Consider the following 17,481-nt stretch of genomic DNA (forward strand, 5'->3'; position numbering starts at 1 on the left):
GGGGCATGACGCATTGTTCCGCTTCGCCTGACCTGATCGACTCCCTGCGCGCGCATCTGCCCGAGGCGGCGTTTCGCGAGACAGCGCCGCATTATCTTGAGGAACCGCGTGGACAATGGCACGGCCGCGGCATTGTGATCGCGCCCGATTGCGTGAATGGCGTGGCGCATGTGGTTCGGGCCTGTGCCGAGGCACGCGTGCCGGTGCTGCCCTATGGCGGGGGTACCGGCCTTGTCGGCGGGCAAATCAGCCCCGACGGCCCCGTGCCGGTGATCCTGAGCCTCGAGCGGATGCGCGCGGTACGCGGGATCTGGCCCGAGGAGAACGCGATGGTCGTCGAGGCCGGGGCGATCCTGCAGGACATCCATGCGGCGGCGGCGGCCGAGAACCGGCTGTTTCCGCTGTCGATCGCCGCCAAGGGGTCGGCCCGCCTGGGCGGGCTTCTGGGTACGAATGCCGGCGGAATCAACGTGTTGCGCTACGGCAACGCGCGCGACCTGTGCCTGGGGCTGGAGGCGGTTTTGCCCGACGGGCGGATCTGGCACGGGCTGAAGCGCCTGCGCAAGGACAATACCGGCTACGATCTGCGCAACCTGCTGATCGGGTCCGAAGGCACGTTGGGGGTGATCACCGCCGCGTCGCTGAAGCTGTTTCCGCGCCCCGCCGGGGAGGGCACCGCGCTGATGGTGGTGGACAGCCCGCGCGCGGCGCTCGACCTGCTGGCGATGGCGCGCGATCACCTGGGCGAGGGCGTCAGCGCGTTCGAGATCATGCATCGCCAGGGGCTTGAATTTCTGGCCGAGACCCTGCCGGATATTCGCCAACCGTTTGACGTGCTGCCTGAATGGCTGGTGCTGATAGATATCGGGCTGGCCCGTGGCCTTGATCCCGCCGAGGCGCTGGAGGGGCTTTTCGCCGCGGCATACGAGGCCGGTCTTGTCACCGACGGCATGATCGCCCAGTCCGAGGCGCAACGCCGCGACGTCTGGGAGGTCCGCGAACAGATCCCCGAAGCCAACCGGCGCATCGGCGCGATCAGTTCGCACGACATCTCGTTGCCGATGTCGTGCATCCCGGATTTCATCGCGCGGGCACGGACCATGATCGCCGATCTTGGCGCGTTCCGGATCAACTGTTTCGGACATCTCGGCGACGGGAACCTGCATTACAACGTCTTCCCGGCACCGGGCCGCAGCCGCGACGACCACGCGGGCGACCGCGCGGCGATCAAGCGCGCGGTACACGACCTGGTGCACGCGATGGAAGGGTCGGTCAGCGCCGAGCACGGCATCGGGCGGCTCAAGGTCGGGGATCTGGAACGCTACGGCGATCCGGTCAAGCTTGACGCGATGCGCGCCATCAAGGACGCGCTCGACCCCGCCGGTATCATGAATCCCGGGGCTGTTCTGCGCGGCTGACCGCGGAAGGGGATCGCACCACGACACTGCCGTGTCGCCCCTTGTCGCGGGCCGATGCCGGGCGTATAGGCCCGGTCTGACCCAGAAGGAGCAAGCGCCATGGTAGGCAGTGCCAATCTCAACGTCATGCTGAAGGCCGCGCGCAAGGCGGGGCGCACGCTTGTCAAGGATTTCAAGGAGGTCGAGAACCTTCAGGTCTCGACCAAGGGCGCGGGCGATTTCGTCAGCCGGGCCGACATCGCCGCCGAGAAGATCCTGAAAGCAGAGCTGATGAACGCACGGCCCAACTATGGCTGGCTGGCCGAAGAGGGCGGCGAGGAACCGGGCAAGGATCCCACCCGCCGCTGGATCGTCGACCCGCTGGACGGCACAACGAATTTCCTTCACGGCCTGCCGCACTGGGCGGTGTCGATCGCGCTGGAACACAAGGGCGAGATCGTGGCGGGCGTTGTCTACGACCCTGCCAAGGACGAGGCGTTCTTCGCCGAGAAGGGCGCCGGCGCGTGGATGAACGACAGCCGGTTGCGGGTCTCGGGCCGCCACAAGATGAGCGAGGCGATCTTCGCCACCGGCCTGCCCTTTGGCGGCCGCGCGGATCTGCCCGAGACGTTGCAGGACCTCGCGCGCCTGCTGCCCACCTGCGCGGGCGTGCGGCGGTGGGGGGCGGCGGCGCTCGACATGGCCTATGTCGCGGCGGGGCGCTATGACGGGTTCTGGGAACGCCGGCTCAGCCCGTGGGACCTGGCCGCGGGCATCATCATCGTGCGCGAGGCGGGCGGTCTGGTGGACCCGCTGACCCGCGGCGAAAATATCGTGGAATCGGGCGATGTGATCTGCGCCAACGAGCCGTTGTTCGACAAGTTCGTCGGCGTGATCCGGGGCTGATCCAGAGGGCCGGGGCAACATCCCGGCCACTTTCGGACGCGGGAATCGATTGAGAACAATAGGTGAACATGCTATATCTCATGGCATGAACGCGCCGATCCTGACACGACAGCAGACACAGCCCGCCGCGCCACTGCGCCTGCTGGGGGCGCTCGATCTGCCACGTGCGCGGCTGCACGAAGCCTGCGGTCCCGCGCGGCACAGCTTTGCCATGCTGGTGGCGGGCGACACGTCGGGCCCGGTGCTGTGGATCGCGCCGGGATGGGCGCCCGACCGGCCCAATCCCGACGGCATGCGCGCCCTGACCGGGCCCGCGACCGGCCCCGAAAGCTTCGTTTTCGTCACCCCGCAGCGGCGCGAGGACATCCTGTGGTGCATGGAGGAATCGCTGCGCAGCGGGGCTGCCCCGCTGGTGGTGGCCGATCTGCCCGGGCCGCCCGGCCTGACGCCGGTGCGCCGCCTGCATCTTGCTGCCGAAGAGGGCGCGGGACGGGGCCACGCGCGCCCGCTGGGGCTGATCCTGACGCCCGGCGATGGCGGCGCGCCCGGGATCGAGACCCGCTGGCACATGGCCCCGGCGCACACATTGCACGCCGATCACTGGCGACTGGAGCGCCGCCGCGCGCGCACCGGCCCACCCGCGACATGGGCGCTGTCGGGGCGCCCCGGCGCGTGGCATCTCGGGCAGGCGTGACATCCAGCGACGCCCGTCGCGGCCGGTGGGGATGACGCGCGCCTGTCCTTCGATCCGGTCATCCGCGCCGCAGGCGGTGGCGGACCTCTTGCAGTCGGAACGCGCCAAGCGCCTGACCGAATAGCCCGTAGGCCAGCGTGCCGAAGGCCACCAGCGCCAGCAGTGCCAGCCACCGCCAGCCGGCCATCGACAGCAGCGGCCCAAACACGGCGCCCAGCCCCCAGATCACCGCCCCCATCAGTGCCGAGGCCAGCACGATGCGCCACAGGCGGCGGCGGAACTGTGCATCGAACCGTGCCACCTCGCCAAAGGCCCGCGCCCCGCGCGCCAGTTGCCAGACCATCACCCAGGCCGCCACGGTGGTCGCCAGCGCCGCCGCGATCCAGCCCACGGCATAGGACAGCCCGACCGCCAGCACGGCGTTCACCACCATCGCCACGAGCGCATAGCGGAACGGGCTGCGCGTATCCTCGCGCGCGAAGAAGATCGGCTGCAGGATCTTCTGCAACACGAAGGCCGGCAGCCCGAGGCCGTAGATCGCCACCGCAAGCGCCGTCGCGGCGCTGTCATCAGCGCTGAACGCGCCGCGCTCGAACAGCACCGCGACCAGCGGCAGCGGGATCACCACCAGCGCCACGGCACACGGCACGGTCAGCGCCAGCGCCACCTCGCCGGCCCGCGACAGGGCGATCCGCGCGCCGGTGTCGTCGCCGGCCTTCAACCGGCGCGACAGGTCCGGCAACAGCACGATCCCCACCGCGATCCCGACCACGCCAAGCGGCAACTGGTACAGCCGGTCCGCAGAATACAGCCAGCTGACCGCCTTGTCGTAATGCGAGGCCACCAACTGCCCGACCACGAGGTTGACCTGCACCACGCCACCGGCCAACCCGGCAGGGATCGCGATGCGCACCAGCTGCGCCATCTCGGGCGTCCAGCGCGGCCGCACGGGGCGGATGCGCAGCCCGGCGCGGTTTGCCGCGTGCCAGACCAGCGCCAGCTGCGCGATGCCCGCCACCGGGATCGTCCAGACCAACGCCTGCGCGACGCCCCCACCCCAAAGCGACGCCGCGCCCATGGCCGCGATCAGCAGCACGTTCAGCAGCACCGGTGCGGCGGCTGCCGCGGCAAAGCGCCCGGCGGCGTTCAGCACGCCGGAAAACAGCGCGGCCAGCGAGATGAAGAAGATATAGGGAAAGACGATGCGCCCAAACTCGACCGTGACGCCGAAGCGCGCATCGCCCGCGAACCCCTCGGCGGTGGCCCAGACCAGCGCCGGCATGAACACCATCGACAGCCCGGTCAGCGCCAGCAGCACCAGCCCCAGCCCCGACAGCGCGAGGCTGGCGAAACCCATCGGGTCCTCTTCGGCCTCCAGCCGCTTGGAGAACATCGGCACGAAGGCGGCGTTGAACGCCCCCTCGGCAAAGAAACGGCGAAACATGTTGGGCAGGCGGAAGGCGGCGACGAAGGCGTCCATCAGAACGCCGGGACCAAGGAAACTGGCGATCATCACGTCGCGCACGAAGCCCAGAACGCGGCTCATCATTGTCCAGCCGCCCACGGTCAGGATGCCGGAGAGAAGGCGGACGGGTCTCATGGGCGGGCCTCCGGCAGGGTCGATGCAACGCAGACCTAGCCGATCGCGATCCGGGGTGAAAGGGGCCTGGCCTGTCCTGGTGCTTGCCACCCGACACAGGGCGCCCCGATGGGGTCGGGTTCTGTCATGATGGCACGATGCATTTGTGCAGGTTTTGGCCTTGAGCGGACGTTGGGAGTACGGCCCGCGCGGAATCAAGCCCGAAGGGCGCCGCGCATCGCCGGGCCGCCCCCCGGCACGGCGATTTGGCTGAAACCTGCGCAAGGCTCTGATCTTTTTCTGATCTGGCTGGGATAAAGCGCTGCTGAATTCACGCGGGATCGCCGCACCGCGGTCCGCCGATGCGCGGCTCGTCACAAGATTCCCAACGTCCACTCAAGACCATGAAAGACCCCCGCATATCCCTTCGAGATCGGGGAACGTCTCCTATCTGCCGGAGACTATCCCGGCAGCAGCGGCATCATGGTGCCGGTCAGCAGCGCGACATGGGTCTCGAACCCGTCCTCCTCGGCATGAACATCGGCCTGCACGATCACCAGCCGGCGCCCCGGCTTGATCACGCGGCCCCGCGCGATCAGACGGGTGCCGCGCGCCGGGGCCAGAAGGTGGATCTTCATCTCGGTGGTCAGCACCTCGGACCCTTCGGGCATGATGCCAAGGGCGGCATAGCCCGCCGCGCTGTCGCCGATGGCGAAGGTCAGTCCGGCATGGGCGTAGCCATGCTGTTGCAGGCTGCCGGGCAGGATCGGCGCCTCGATCCGCGCGGTGCCGGGCGCGATCTCGGTCAGCGTCGCGCCGAGCGTCGTCATCATTGCCTGCGCGGCAAAGCTGTCACGAATGCGCGCCTCGATCGCGGGCGACAGGGCTTGGGTCATGGCGGGCCTTCCTGCAAGGCTGGGACGGATCGCCACAGCCTTACCGTGTTTGCATCAACTGCGCCAGATCCGCCCGACCGGCCAATAACCGGCCCATAAAAAGAGGGGGCCAAGGCCCCCTCAGGTTTCGCGGATCGGATTATTGACGCGCTGCTCGATCAGGTCGTTGCCTGCCGCCGATCCGCGCGCGGGACGAGCGCACCCGCCCCTGAACTGTTAAATCCATTCTACTCTCGAATAAGTGCAAGCATGGCTCTCTCTACATATCCCTCTGGCAACAATCTCTCGTTTACCTTCTTTGTAAGATAAGTCTTAAAACGGCCCTCACCGATGTAGTCCTCTCGGAACCAACGACGAAACTCACCAAGTGCATTTTCTGGATAACACTTGACAATTTGTGGGTTGCTAAGCGCTTGGGGAAAATACTCAGGATAGTAGTGAGCGTATGACGTACGGGCTCCGAAATGTTTAGTCAGGTTTGCCTTCTCCCAATGCTTTGACCAAGCTTGGCCTACGCTGATGTCAGGAACAAAGTTTTCGTCAATTTGTAGACCTGAAAGACCAAGGGTTACGATCAATGAGGATATTTCTTTGAATATCCCAAAGTAGCCGTCTGGCACCGCATCAAACGTCAAACTGACTCGGTCCTTGAAGATCCTCCAAACATCTTCGTCAGGCTCGGATACATACCCTGTCGCATCGTAAATGTATTTCTTCAGGCCATTGCGAACCAACTTTCTATAGTTCTGCAGAGCGATTGCTGCACCTTGACGCTGCGCTTCAAAGGCAAAGTACTCAAGAAGCGCCGTGCATATTCTATCGGTATATGCGAGATACTTTTTATTTCCGGCCCACACTTCAATATGCGGGAGGTTAGGTATCTCATCACCTTGTTCGTAAAGAAGTTCTTTCAAACGCTTCACTTCTACCGGCGGACTAGAGTTATTCCACTCCGACGAAATTATCCCGATATATTTATTCCGAAGACCACATAGATCTCCAATTGCACGTTGGGTCAAAAACGGCGTGCCGTCGCTGAGCACCCCCATGCCAATACCATCTCTGTGGGCTTCTCGTTCGACATGGAGTTCCAGTTCGGGCTGCATCGGATCGCAGGCTTTTTGCCTTGTGGGCAATCTCACAATCTTTGGCTGCATGATCATTCTCCTTAGCTACACCCGCTGGTGGACCCGCAGGTGTTGCACTTCATGCAGGTGCCGTTGCGCACCAGCGTGTAGTTGCCGCATTCGCCGCAGGCCTCGCCCTCGAAACCCTGCATGCGGGCCTTTGTGCGGGAATCCATCGCGGTGGCCGCGGACGTGACAGTCGACAGGCTGGTCTGCACGGCCTCGGGCGCGCGTGTCTGAAGCGCGGTCTGCGCCTCTGCGACAAAGCTCTCCTCGGTCATGCCATGGCCACCTTGCAGCACGACCAGTTCCTGCGGCAGACGCTTGCGCAGATAGCCGGTCGAGCTGATCTGCTTGAGCACCTCCAGCGAACGCGAGGCGGCCTCGCCCGACACTTCCCGGATATTGCCGGTGCCTTCCTGCTCGCCATGACCCAGATCGTCAAAGCTCGCGCCCTCAGGTTTCACATGCGCCAGATCCGTGCGGTCGAGATAGCTGACCGCCAGTTCGCGGAAGATGTAGTCGAGGATCGAGGTCGCGTTCTTGATGCTGTCATTGCCCTGCACCATGCCCGCAGGCTCGAACTTGGTGAAGGTGAAGGCATCCACGAACTCTTCCAACGGCACGCCGTATTGCAGGCCGACACTGACCGCGATGGCGAAGTTGTTCATCATCGCCCGGAAACCCGCGCCTTCCTTGTGCATGTCGATGAAGATCTCGCCAAGCTGGCCGCCCTCGTATTCGCCGGTGCGCAGGTAGACCTTGTGCCCGCCGACATTGGCCTTCTGGGTGTAGCCCTTGCGCCGCTGCGGCAGCTTTTCGCGCTGCGTCTTGCGCACCTCCTTGTAGATCACCTTCTCGACGATCTTCTCGGCCAGCACGGTGGCCTTTTCCTGCTGGCTGCCGGATTCCAGCACCTCGGCGGCCTCGTCGTCATCCTCGACCAGCGCCGATGCCAGCGGCTGGCTGAGTTTCGAGCCGTCACGATACAGCGCGTTGGCCTTCACCCCCAGCGACCACGACAATTCATAAGCGCTCTGGCAATCCTCGATGGTGGCATCGTTGGGCATGTTGATCGTCTTGGAGATCGCGCCCGAGATGAAGCTTTGCGCGGCCGCCATCATGGTGATGTGGCTTTGCACGCCGAGGTATCGCTTGCCGGTCTTGCCGCACGGGTTGGCGCAATCGAAGATATGGTAATGCGCGGGGTCCAGATGCGGCGCGCCTTCCAGCGTCATGGTGCCGCAGACATGGTTGTTGGCCGCCTCGATATCGCGCTTGGAGTAGCCCAGATGCGCCAGCAGGTCGAAGGTCGGATCGTTGAGCTTGTCCTGCGGGATGCCCAGAACCTGCGTGCAGAACTCCACCCCCAGCGTCCACTGGTTGAAGACGAAGCGGATATCGAACGCACTGCCAAGCGCGGCCTCGATCTTGGCCAGCTCGTTTTCGCCAAAGCCGTGCCCGACCAGCGAGGTGGGGTTGATCGCCGGCGCGTTGCCGATGGTGCCGTGACCCACGGCATGGCCCACGATCTCCTCGATCTGCGCAGGGCCGTAGCCCAGCTTCTCCAAGGCGGCCGGCACCGACTGGTTGATGATCTTGAAATAGCCGCCGCCGGCGAGCTTCTTGAACTTCACAAGGGCAAAATCCGGCTCGATCCCGGTCGTGTCGCAATCCATCACCAGCCCGATCGTGCCGGTGGGCGCGATCACCGTGGCTTGCGCGTTGCGGTAGCCATGCGTCTCGCCCAGCTTGAGCGCCTCGTCCCAGCACCCTTTCGCCAGATCGGTCAGCCGCGCATCGGGGCAGTTGGCGTGATCCAGTGGCACGGGCGGCACGGCCAGCCCCTCGTAGCCCTTGGTCGCGCCATGGGCGGCGCGGCGATGGTTGCGGATGACGCGCAGCATGTGGTCGGCGTTCTTTTCGTAGCCCGCAAAGGCGCCCAGTTCGCCCGCCATCTCGGCGCTGGTGGCATAGCTAACACCGGTCATGATCGCAGTCAGCGCACCGCACAGCGCGCGACCCTCGTCCGAATCGTAGCCATGGCCCATGTTCATCAGCAGGCCGCCGATGTTGGCATAGCCCAGCCCGAGCGTGCGGAACGCGAAGCTGCGCTGCGCGATCTCGCGGCTGGGGAATTGCGCCATCATCACCGAGATTTCAAGCGTCACGGTCCACAGCCGCGTGGCATGCATGTAGGCGTCGGCGTCGAATTCCTCGCCATCATAGAACTTCAGCAGGTTCATCGAGGCGAGGTTGCAGGCCGTGTCATCCAGAAACATGTATTCCGAACACGGGTTCGATCCGCGGATCTCGCCATCTTCGGGGCAGGTGTGCCATGCGTTGACGGTGTCGTGATACTGGATACCCGGATCGGCGCAGGCCCATGCGGCATGGCCCACGTCCTCCCACAGGTCGCGGGCCTTGATGGTCTTGGCCACCGCCCCGTCGGTGCGGTTGATCAGCGCCCAGTCGGCATCGTCCTTGACCGCCTTGAGGAAGGCATCGGTGACGCGGATCGAGTTGTTGGAGTTCTGGCCCGACACGCTGGCATAGGCCTCGGAATCCCAGTCGGTGTCGTAGGTCGGAAACTCGATGCTCTCGTAGCCCTGCTTGGCATAATCCAGCACGCGCTTGACGTAGGTCTCGGGGATCTGCATCTGCTTGGCGCCACGGATGGCCGATTTCAACTGCGGGTTCACGCGTGGGTCGACGGCATCCTCGGTGGTCCCGTCCCAGCCACGGATTGCCGCGAAGATCTCGTTCAGCTTCTGCTCGTGCATCTTGCTGCCCGCGACGATGCTGGCGACCTTTTGTTCCTCGCGCACCTTCCAGTTGATGAATTCCTGGATGTCGGGATGGTCGGCGTCGCAGATCACCATCTTGGCGGCGCGGCGCGTGGTGCCGCCCGACTTGATCGCGCCCGCCGCGCGGTCACCGATCTTGAGAAACCCCATGAGGCCGCTGGACTTGCCACCGCCCGACAGCTTTTCGCCCTCGGCGCGCAAGCTGCTGAAATTGGTGCCTGTGCCCGACCCGTACTTGAACAGCCGCGCTTCGCGCACCCACAGATCCATGATGCCGCCATCGCCGACAAGGTCGTCGCGCACCGACTGGATGAAGCAGGCATGCGGCTGCGGATGCTCGTAGGCGCTGGTCGATTGCGTCAGCTCGTGGGTTTCGGGATCGACATAGAAATGCCCCTGGCTGGGTCCGTCGATGCCGTAGGCCCAGTGCAGGCCGGTGTTGAACCATTGCGGGCTGTTGGGCGCCGCCATCTGCCGGGCCAGCATGACGCGCATCTCGTCGTAATAGGCACGGGCATCGGCCTCGGTCGAGAAATAGCCGCCCTTCCAGCCCCAATAGGCCCATGCGCCGGCCAGCCGGTCAAAGACCTGCCGCGCCTTCGTCTCGCCGCCGAACCCGTCATTGTCGGCCGCGGGCCCCGAGCGCCACAGGAATTCCGGCACGCCGTCCTCGGGCCGCTTTTCCAGCTTGTTGGGCACGCCCGCCTTGCGAAAATACTTCTGCGCGATCACGTCGCTGGCCACCTGGCTCCAGCCCGCGGGCACCTCGATCTCGTCCAGCCGGAACACCGTGGTGCCGTCGGGATTGCGGATCTCGGACGCGGTGGTGACGAAATCCAGCGCGGCATACGCATCCTGTCCGGCGGTGGTGAATTTGCGTTCGATCTTCATGACTCGTGCCTCTTGATGGTCTGGACTGCCGGGACTGGGGCCCGATCTGCCGGTCTATGGGGACCGTCAGCCACACTGCGTCCTCAGCCGCACATCCTTGAGGGGCGCGCGACGCACTTGGACCCGGCGGCATCCGGTGATGTCGAAACTGGCCATCGGCTCCTGAATACGGCGCGGTGCTTGATTATGGGGCAACGCTATATCTGGTGGCCTTGATGGCGACACACACAACTTGCCGTATTTAGACCGGTCCGGTCAACGCAAAATTTACGGTTCTCATGACAAAAAAGGTTTGACTATCGGAATGCCGCAGCCACGCCGGGCCGGCCTCGCGACTCGGCCATGCAGGCCCGCGCTTACCCAATGTGTCGGAAATGGTCGGGGCGGCAGGATTCGAACCTACGACCCCCTGTACCCAAAACAGGTGCGCTACCAGACTGCGCCACGCCCCGAACCATGATCGGGCAATACCCGCGATGCGCGCTTTTGAAAAGTGGAAATCGCCGCGCCGCGCGCCTTACTCTTCGGCGCCGCAAGGCCAGGCGGCGCGGTCCTGGTCGATGGCCGGGTGGCGCAACTCCCAGCCCTCTGAAATGCCGATGCGGCGCGCCAGCCCGCCATTGATCTCCAGCACGCTCTGGATGCCGTCGCCACCGAAGATCGGCGTCTCGTCATGGGGGACGGCCTCGTGATGCACCTTCTGCACGATGCCGGCAGCGTCGAGAAAGATCATGTCGAGCGGAATGCGCGTGTTCTTCATCCAGAACGCCACCTGCCGCGGCTGCGGATAGACGAACAGCATGCCCGCCCCGCGCGCCAGCGTGTCACGGTTCATCAGGCCCTGCGCGCGCTCGGCCGCGTCATCGGCCAGTTCCACCCGGAACCGCGCCTGATCGCCGTCGCCGCGCAGCTTGACCGCGTCCTCGCGGCACGGCCCGGCCCCCGCGATGCCTGCCAGCGTGACGGCCACCGTGACCAGCGCTACCCCGAGGATCTTACTGCCGCTTCCCATCCGCACACCTCCGTTGCCATGCGTCCTCGCTTGCCGTCGATGACCCGGATCGCCACGGCCTCGCCCGCCTGCACGTCGGCCAACCCGGCTCGGCGCAGCACCTCGACATGCACGAACACGTCGTCCTGACTGCCAAAGGTGTTGGCAAAACCGAACCCCTTGCCCTTGTCGAACCATTTGACGCGCGCGGGCTCCAGCGGTGCCGCGCGCAGCACGTCCGGGTCAATATCCTGAAGATCGACCAACGCGCCGATCTCTGCGTCATCCGGCGGCTCGACGACATGTACCTCAACCGCCTGACGGCCGCGATCGGTCTGTTGCACATCGATCTCGACGCTTGCGCGATCGGCGATCGAGCTTTGGCCGAAGTTGCGCAGCACGTTGGCGTGCAGAAGGATGTCCGTGCCCCCCTCGTCGGCGACAACGAAGCCGAACCCTCTGACGGGATCGAACCACTTCACACGGCCCCTTAACCTGCGAATTGCGTCGTCGTCTGCGGTCACGGCACATTACCCTGAAACTCGGTGCACACGGGTTCGGTCGTGTCGCCCCCGCTCGACTACCGCACCCGCGCCCGTTAACCTTTGATCGTTACAGAAAATCGACACCCGCACAACACGCTTTTCACGGGTTGAGACGCTGCACAGTCCAGTCCTGCCCGGCATCCTGCCGGCGCCACACGAACCGGTCATGCAGGCGAAAGGCGCCGTCGGCCCAGAATTCGATCTCGACCGGCGTGATGCGGAACCCGCCCCAGAACTCTGGGCGCGGCGGGTTGGGTCCTTTTCGCGCCGAGACCTTCGCCACCTCTGCCATCAATGCGGCCCGCGACTCGAGCGGCTGCGACTGCTTCGACGCCCAGGCCCCCAAACGGCTCTTGAGCCCGCGCGAGGCATAGTATTCGTCCGCCTTCGCCCCGTCTTCGCGCGTGACATGCCCGCGCACCCGCACCTGACGGCGCAGCGATTTCCAATGCATCACCAACGCCGCCTTGGGGGTTTGGGCCAGCTCGGCCCCCTTGGCCGAGTCGTAATTGGTGTAGAAGATGAACCCGTCCGCGGCGATCTCCTTCAACAGGACCATGCGCACATTGGGCAGGCCGGTCGCATCGACCGTGGCGACGGCGATCGCGTTGGGATCATTGATCTCTGTCGCCTCGGCCTCGCGCATCCATTGACGCGCGATCTCGAACGGGTCGTCACCTGCGAATATTCCGTCACGTTCCATCGTGCACCTTTTCCTGAAACCACCGGAAACCCGGCTGATTTGATGATAGGGCCGCAAGGCCACGTTGACAAACCGTCACCCGCAGCGGCGTCTGTGGCCGACCGGCCCTTGATGCACTTCGTGCAATCGCCTAAGGGTCAGGTAAATCGCTGTGGCGGGGGTCGGGAATGTCGAACAATCTGATGACGGGCAAGCGCGGGCTGATCATGGGGCTCGCCAATGACAAATCCATCGCGTGGGGCATCGCGCGGGCCTGCGCCGATGCCGGGGCCGAGCTTGCCTTCAGCTATCAGGGCGACGCGCTGAAGAAACGCGTCGGCCCCCTCGCGGCAGAGCTTGGGTCAAGCATCGTCCTGCCGTGCGACGTGGCCGACATGGCCTCGATCGACCAGCTCTTTACCGATCTGGGCAGCCATTGGGACAATCTCGACTTCGTCGTGCATGCGATCGGGTATTCCGACAAGAACGAGCTGCGCGGGCGCTACGTCGATACCAGCCGCGAGAACTTCCTGCGCACCATGGATATCTCCGTCTATTCCTTCACCGCCGTGATGCAACGCGCGGAAAAGATGATGAATTCTGGCGGCTCGGCGCTGACGCTGACGTATTACGGCGCGGAGCAGGTCATGCCGCATTACAACGTGATGGGGGTCGCCAAGGCCGCGCTGGAGGCATCGGTCAAGTACATGGCCGAGGATCTGGGCCGCGACAACGTCCGCGTCAACGCGATCAGCGCCGGCCCGATCCGAACGCTCGCCGCCAGCGGCATCGGCGATTTCCGTTATATCCTGAAGTGGAACGAGCTGAACTCGCCGCTGCGTCGCAACGTGACCATCGACGATGTCGGGCGTTCGGCGCTCTACATGCTGAGCGACCTCGGCTCTGGCGTCACCGGCGAAACGCTGCATGTCGATGCGGGCTATCACATCGTCGGCATGAAGGCCGTCGATGCCCCCGATATCGACGCCACCTGAGGGCCCGCAATGACACCCGACCGCCTGCCCCATGAAAAGGGCTTTCACGTCAGCTGGGACCAGTTGCACCGCGATGCGCGCGCGCTGGCATGGCGCCTGCAAAGCGAGGCCCCGGTCGAGGGCTGGCGCGCCGTCGTGGCAATCACCCGCGGCGGCATGGCCCCGGCGATGATCGTCGCGCGCGAACTGGACATCCGCATGGTCGATACGATCAGCGTGAAATCCTACAACCATCAGACCCAGACCGCGCCGGTGGTCATCAAGTCGCCAGATGCGGACCTGATGGGCGACGGTGCGGGCGTTCTGATCGTCGATGATCTGGTGGATACCGGGCGCACGCTCGACGTGGTGCGAGATCACCTGCCGCAGGCGCATATCGCCACGGTCTACGCCAAGCCGATGGGGCGCGACCGGGTGGACACCTTCATCACCGAGGTCAGCCAGGACACGTGGATCTTCTTTCCGTGGGACATGGCGCTTCAATATGTCGAACCGTATCGCGGCGTCTGAGCGGCGCCGCGCGCGGCGGTATTGCCCCGCCTCGGCGTAGCGCGTAGACAGCCTGGCGATACGCAATTCTGAAATGATGGCGAACAGGAGGCCGGGATCGTGGGCAAGGGACTTTCGAAAGGCGCGATGTGGGTCCTGATGGGCCTTTTGATCATCGGGCTGGCCGGCTTCGGCGCGACCAACCTGTCGGGGACGGTGCGCAGCGTCGGCTCTGTGGGCGACGCGCAGATCGACGTCAACACCTATGCCCGCGCCCTGCGCAACGAGATCCGCGCGCTTGAGGCCGAACGCGGCGAAACCGTCAGCTTCGCCGAGGCCCGCGCGGCAGGGCTGGACCAACGGGTCCTGTCGCGGCTGGTCTCGCGCGCCGCGCTGGAGCACGAGACCGCGCGCCTTGGCATTTCGGTGGGCGACGCGACCCTGCGCGACGAGATCCTGTCGATCGAAGGATTTCGCGGCCTCGATGGCGAGTTCGACCGCGAGGCCTATGCCTTCGCGCTGGAACAGGCGGGGCTGAACGAGGCGGAGTTCGAGGAAGACATCCGTGCCGAGACCGCCTCGACACTGCTGCAGGCCGCGGCCCTTTCCGGCATCCGGGTGCGGCCCGCCTATGTCGAGACGATCATGACCTACCTGGGCGAGCGGCGCAGCGTCACCTACGCTGCGCTTGACCGCGGCGACCTGCAAACCGGCCTGCCGGTGCCCTCCGAGGCGGATCTGCGCCGCTATCACGAGGAAAACAGCGCGCAATTCACCACGCCTGAAACCAAGGTCATCACCTATGCGTGGGTCACGCCGGAGATGCTGCTCGACAGCGTCGCACTGGACGACGACACGCTGCGCCGCGCCTATGAAGAGCGTTCGAACCAGTTCAACCAACCCGAACGCCGCCTTGTCGAGCGGCTGGCCTTTTCCGACCGTGCCGCGGCCGAGGCGGCGCGGGCGCGGCTCGACGATGGCGACAGCTTCGAGACGCTGGTGGCCGACCGGGGCCTCGACCTCGCCGATGTAGATCTGGGCGACGTCTCTGCCGAAGAGCTTGGGGCAGCGTCCGAGGCGGTCTTCTCTGCCGAGCCGGGCAGCGTCGTCGGCCCGGTGCAAACGGACTTGGGACCGGCGCTGTTTCGTGTCAACGCGGTGCTCGACGCGCAGCGAACCTCCTTTGAAGAGGCGAAACCGCAACTGCGCGATCTTCTCGCGCTCGACCGCGCCCGCCGCATGATCGAAACGATCGGCACCGAGGTCGATGACCTGCTGGCGGGCGGCGCCACTCTCGAGGATGTCGCGCGCGAGACCGCGCTCGAACTGGGCGAGATCGAATGGCACCCCGGAATGACCGAAGGCATCGCGGGCTACGCCGACTTCCGCGACGCCGCCGAGGCCGTCGAGGACGGCGATTATCCGCGCGTCGAACGGATGGACGAACGCGGCCTCTTCGCGCTGCGGCTCGACAGGATACAAGAGCCGCGCCTGCAACACCTCGACGCGGTGCGTGACGAAGTGGTTGCGGGCTGGCGCGCCGACGCCACCATGCGGACCCTGCAGGACCAGATCGAACCACAACTTGATCGCTTGCGCGGCGGCGAAACCTTTGCGGCGCTCGACATGGACGCGACCGAGGTGATCGACATGACCCGTCGGGGCTATCGCGACGATGTCCCGTCCGACTTCATCGAGACGGTCTTCGACATGGACGAGGGCGCGGTGCGGATGATCGAGGGCGACGGCCAAGTCTTCGTGCTGCGGCTCGACGCGATCAGGCCACCGGCCGAGGACGACCCGGACATGGCGCGCCTGCGCCGCAGCCTGCGCGATCAGGTCGCCGCCGGTCTCGGTCAGGACATGTTCGAGATCCTCGCCAACGACATTCGCGCGCGCGCCGGAGTGACGATCGACCAGGCCGCGCTCAACGCCGTGCATGCCAACTTCAACTGAGGACGCATCCCGTGGAACTGACCCCGTCCTATGACGTTTTCGCGCGGGCCTACGAGGCCGGCGAAAACCAGGTCGTGCATGCGCGGCTGGCCGCGGATCTCGACACGCCGGTCTCGCTGATGCTCAAACTGACGGGCGGGGCACGCGACAGTTTCCTGCTGGAATCGGTCACCGGCGGCGAGGTGCGCGGGCGCTATTCGATCATCGGGATGAAGCCCGACCTGATCTGGCATTGCAATGGCACCACCAGCCGGCTCAACCGCGCCGCGCGCTTCGACGCCGACGCCTTTTCGGATCAGGACGGCGATCCACTGGCCAACCTGCGTGACCTGATCGCGGAAAGCCGCATCGCCTTGCCCGATGATCTGCCGGCGGCGAGCGCGGGACTTTTCGGCTATCTCGGCTACGACATGATCCGGCTCGTCGAAAACTTGCCCGACATGCCGCCCGACACGCTTGGCCTGCCTGACGCGGTCATGCTGCGGCCCTCGGTCGTCGCGGTGCTCGACGGGGTGAAGGGCGAGGTGACGGTCGTCGCGCCCGCATGGGTCAGCAGCGGCCAGTCGGCGCGTGCCGCCTATGCGCAGGCCGCCGAGCGGGTGATGGACGCGGTCCGCGACCTCGACCGCGCGCTGCCGCAATCCAGCCGCGATCTTGGCGAGGCGTCCGAGGACGCAGCGCCGGTGTCGAATTTCACGCGCGAAGGCTACAAGAAAGCGGTCGAGACCGCCAAGGATTACATCCGCGCCGGCGACATCTTTCAGGTGGTCCCCTCGCAGCGCTGGACACAGCCGTTCCGCCAGCCGCCCCTGGCGCTGTACCGGTCCTTGCGGCGCACCAACCCCTCGCCCTTCATGTTCTATTTCAACTTTGGAGAGTTCCAGGTGATCGGCGCCTCGCCGGAAATCCTCGTGCGGGTCTTCGGGCGCGAGGTCACTGTGCGTCCGATCGCCGGCACAAGGCCGCGCGGCGCGACACCCGAAGAGGACCGCGCGCTCGAGGCCGATCTGCTGGGCGACGCCAAGGAACGCGCCGAACACCTGATGCTGCTCGACCTCGGACGCAACGATGCGGGGCGCGTGTCCAAGATCGGCAGCGTCCACCCGACCGAGAAATTCGTCATCGAACGCTACAGCCACGTGATGCATATCGTGTCGAACGTCGTGGGCGAGCTGGCCGAAGATCAGGACGCGCTCTCGGCGCTGCTGGCGGGGCTGCCCGCTGGCACCGTGTCGGGCGCGCCCAAGGTCCGCGCCATGCAGATCATCGACGAGCTGGAGCCTGAAAAGCGCGGCGTCTATGGCGGCGGCGTAGGTTATTTCAGCGCCGGCGGCGACATGGATGTCTGCATCGCGCTGCGCACCGCGGTGGTCAAGGACGACACCCTCTATATCCAGGCCGGCGGCGGCGTGGTGCATGACAGCGACCCCGAGGCCGAGTACATGGAAACCGTCCACAAATCCAACGCCATCCGCCGCGCGGCGGCGGATGCGGCCCGGTTCGGCGGCGACGGCAACCTCTGAGGC

14 protein-coding genes and 1 tRNA gene are annotated in these 17,481 nt (G+C 65.4%); 7 read left to right on the top strand and 8 right to left on the bottom strand.

What is annotated here, in order from left to right:
• Positions 1-5 precede the first annotated feature (5 nt).
• The 3 genes from ACROSR_RS01715 to ACROSR_RS01725 all read left to right on the top strand — a co-directional run bounded on the left by ACROSR_RS01715 (position 6) and on the right by ACROSR_RS01725 (position 2,997).
• Positions 6-1,418: an FAD-binding oxidoreductase gene (locus ACROSR_RS01715; RefSeq protein WP_432682021.1), complete on the top strand. Its 1,413-nt coding sequence runs from the start codon at positions 6-8 to the stop codon at positions 1,416-1,418.
• A gap of 99 nt (positions 1,419-1,517) precedes the next feature.
• Positions 1,518-2,303, top strand: a complete 786-nt coding sequence (locus ACROSR_RS01720) for an inositol monophosphatase family protein (protein ID WP_432682022.1) — start codon at positions 1,518-1,520, stop codon at positions 2,301-2,303.
• Positions 2,304-2,388: 85 nt separating this feature from the next.
• The gene (locus ACROSR_RS01725; RefSeq protein WP_432682023.1) at positions 2,389-2,997 is read left to right on the top strand and encodes an ImuA family protein; all 609 of its coding nucleotides are present in this window, start codon (positions 2,389-2,391) and stop codon (positions 2,995-2,997) included.
• Positions 2,998-3,055: 58 nt separating this feature from the next.
• Here ACROSR_RS01725 and murJ read toward each other — a convergent pair whose 3' ends face one another.
• From murJ to pdxH, 8 genes are all read right to left on the bottom strand, one after another.
• Entirely contained in the window at positions 3,056-4,597 is a 1,542-nt protein-coding gene (murJ, locus tag ACROSR_RS01730; RefSeq protein ID WP_432682024.1) for a murein biosynthesis integral membrane protein MurJ, read from the bottom strand.
• 440 nt (positions 4,598-5,037) lie between these two features.
• Positions 5,038-5,472, bottom strand: coding sequence for a PaaI family thioesterase (locus tag ACROSR_RS01735; RefSeq protein WP_432682025.1), 435 nt, complete (start codon positions 5,470-5,472; stop codon positions 5,038-5,040).
• 227 nt (positions 5,473-5,699) lie between these two features.
• Positions 5,700-6,629: a BstA C-terminal domain-containing protein gene (locus tag ACROSR_RS01740; RefSeq protein WP_432682026.1), complete on the bottom strand. Its 930-nt coding sequence runs from the start codon at positions 6,627-6,629 to the stop codon at positions 5,700-5,702.
• 11 nt (positions 6,630-6,640) lie between these two features.
• The gene (locus tag ACROSR_RS01745) at positions 6,641-10,297 is read right to left on the bottom strand and encodes a vitamin B12-dependent ribonucleotide reductase (protein ID WP_432682027.1); all 3,657 of its coding nucleotides are present in this window, start codon (positions 10,295-10,297) and stop codon (positions 6,641-6,643) included.
• A gap of 375 nt (positions 10,298-10,672) precedes the next feature.
• Positions 10,673-10,749: transfer RNA gene (locus ACROSR_RS01750), tRNA-Pro, on the bottom strand.
• A 65-nt stretch (positions 10,750-10,814) separates the two neighbouring features.
• On the bottom strand, positions 10,815-11,309 hold the full coding sequence (locus tag ACROSR_RS01755; RefSeq protein WP_432682028.1) for a DUF192 domain-containing protein: 495 nt from the start codon (positions 11,307-11,309) through the stop codon (positions 10,815-10,817).
• Positions 11,279-11,812 carry a cold-shock protein gene (locus tag ACROSR_RS01760; RefSeq protein WP_432682029.1) on the bottom strand — a complete coding sequence of 178 codons (534 nt, stop codon included), beginning with the start codon at positions 11,810-11,812 and terminating at the stop codon, positions 11,279-11,281. The genes ACROSR_RS01755 and ACROSR_RS01760 overlap by 31 nt, the downstream gene beginning before the upstream one ends.
• A 121-nt stretch (positions 11,813-11,933) precedes the next feature.
• Positions 11,934-12,536, bottom strand: a complete 603-nt coding sequence (gene pdxH, locus ACROSR_RS01765; protein WP_432682030.1) for a pyridoxamine 5'-phosphate oxidase — start codon at positions 12,534-12,536, stop codon at positions 11,934-11,936.
• 167 nt (positions 12,537-12,703) lie between these two features.
• On the opposite strand from pdxH, the gene fabI reads away from it, so the two are divergent.
• The 4 genes from fabI to trpE all read left to right on the top strand — a co-directional run bounded on the left by fabI (position 12,704) and on the right by trpE (position 17,478).
• Positions 12,704-13,510 (top strand): enoyl-ACP reductase FabI, encoded by an 807-nt coding sequence (fabI, locus tag ACROSR_RS01770; RefSeq protein WP_432682031.1) that lies wholly within the window; start codon positions 12,704-12,706, stop codon positions 13,508-13,510.
• A 9-nt stretch (positions 13,511-13,519) separates the two neighbouring features.
• Complete coding sequence (gene gpt / locus ACROSR_RS01775) at positions 13,520-14,020, top strand: xanthine phosphoribosyltransferase (protein ID WP_432682032.1); 501 nt, start codon at positions 13,520-13,522, stop codon at positions 14,018-14,020.
• 99 nt (positions 14,021-14,119) lie between these two features.
• Positions 14,120-15,955 (top strand): peptidylprolyl isomerase, encoded by a 1,836-nt coding sequence (locus ACROSR_RS01780; RefSeq protein WP_432682033.1) that lies wholly within the window; start codon positions 14,120-14,122, stop codon positions 15,953-15,955.
• Between the two features lie 11 nt (positions 15,956-15,966).
• Positions 15,967-17,478, top strand: coding sequence for an anthranilate synthase component I (gene trpE, locus ACROSR_RS01785; protein ID WP_432682034.1), 1,512 nt, complete (start codon positions 15,967-15,969; stop codon positions 17,476-17,478).
• Positions 17,479-17,481: the final 3 nt, after the last annotated feature.

It is taken from the genome of Roseovarius tibetensis (assembly GCF_050896375.1).
Classification (GTDB): domain Bacteria; phylum Pseudomonadota; class Alphaproteobacteria; order Rhodobacterales; family Rhodobacteraceae; genus Roseovarius; species Roseovarius tibetensis.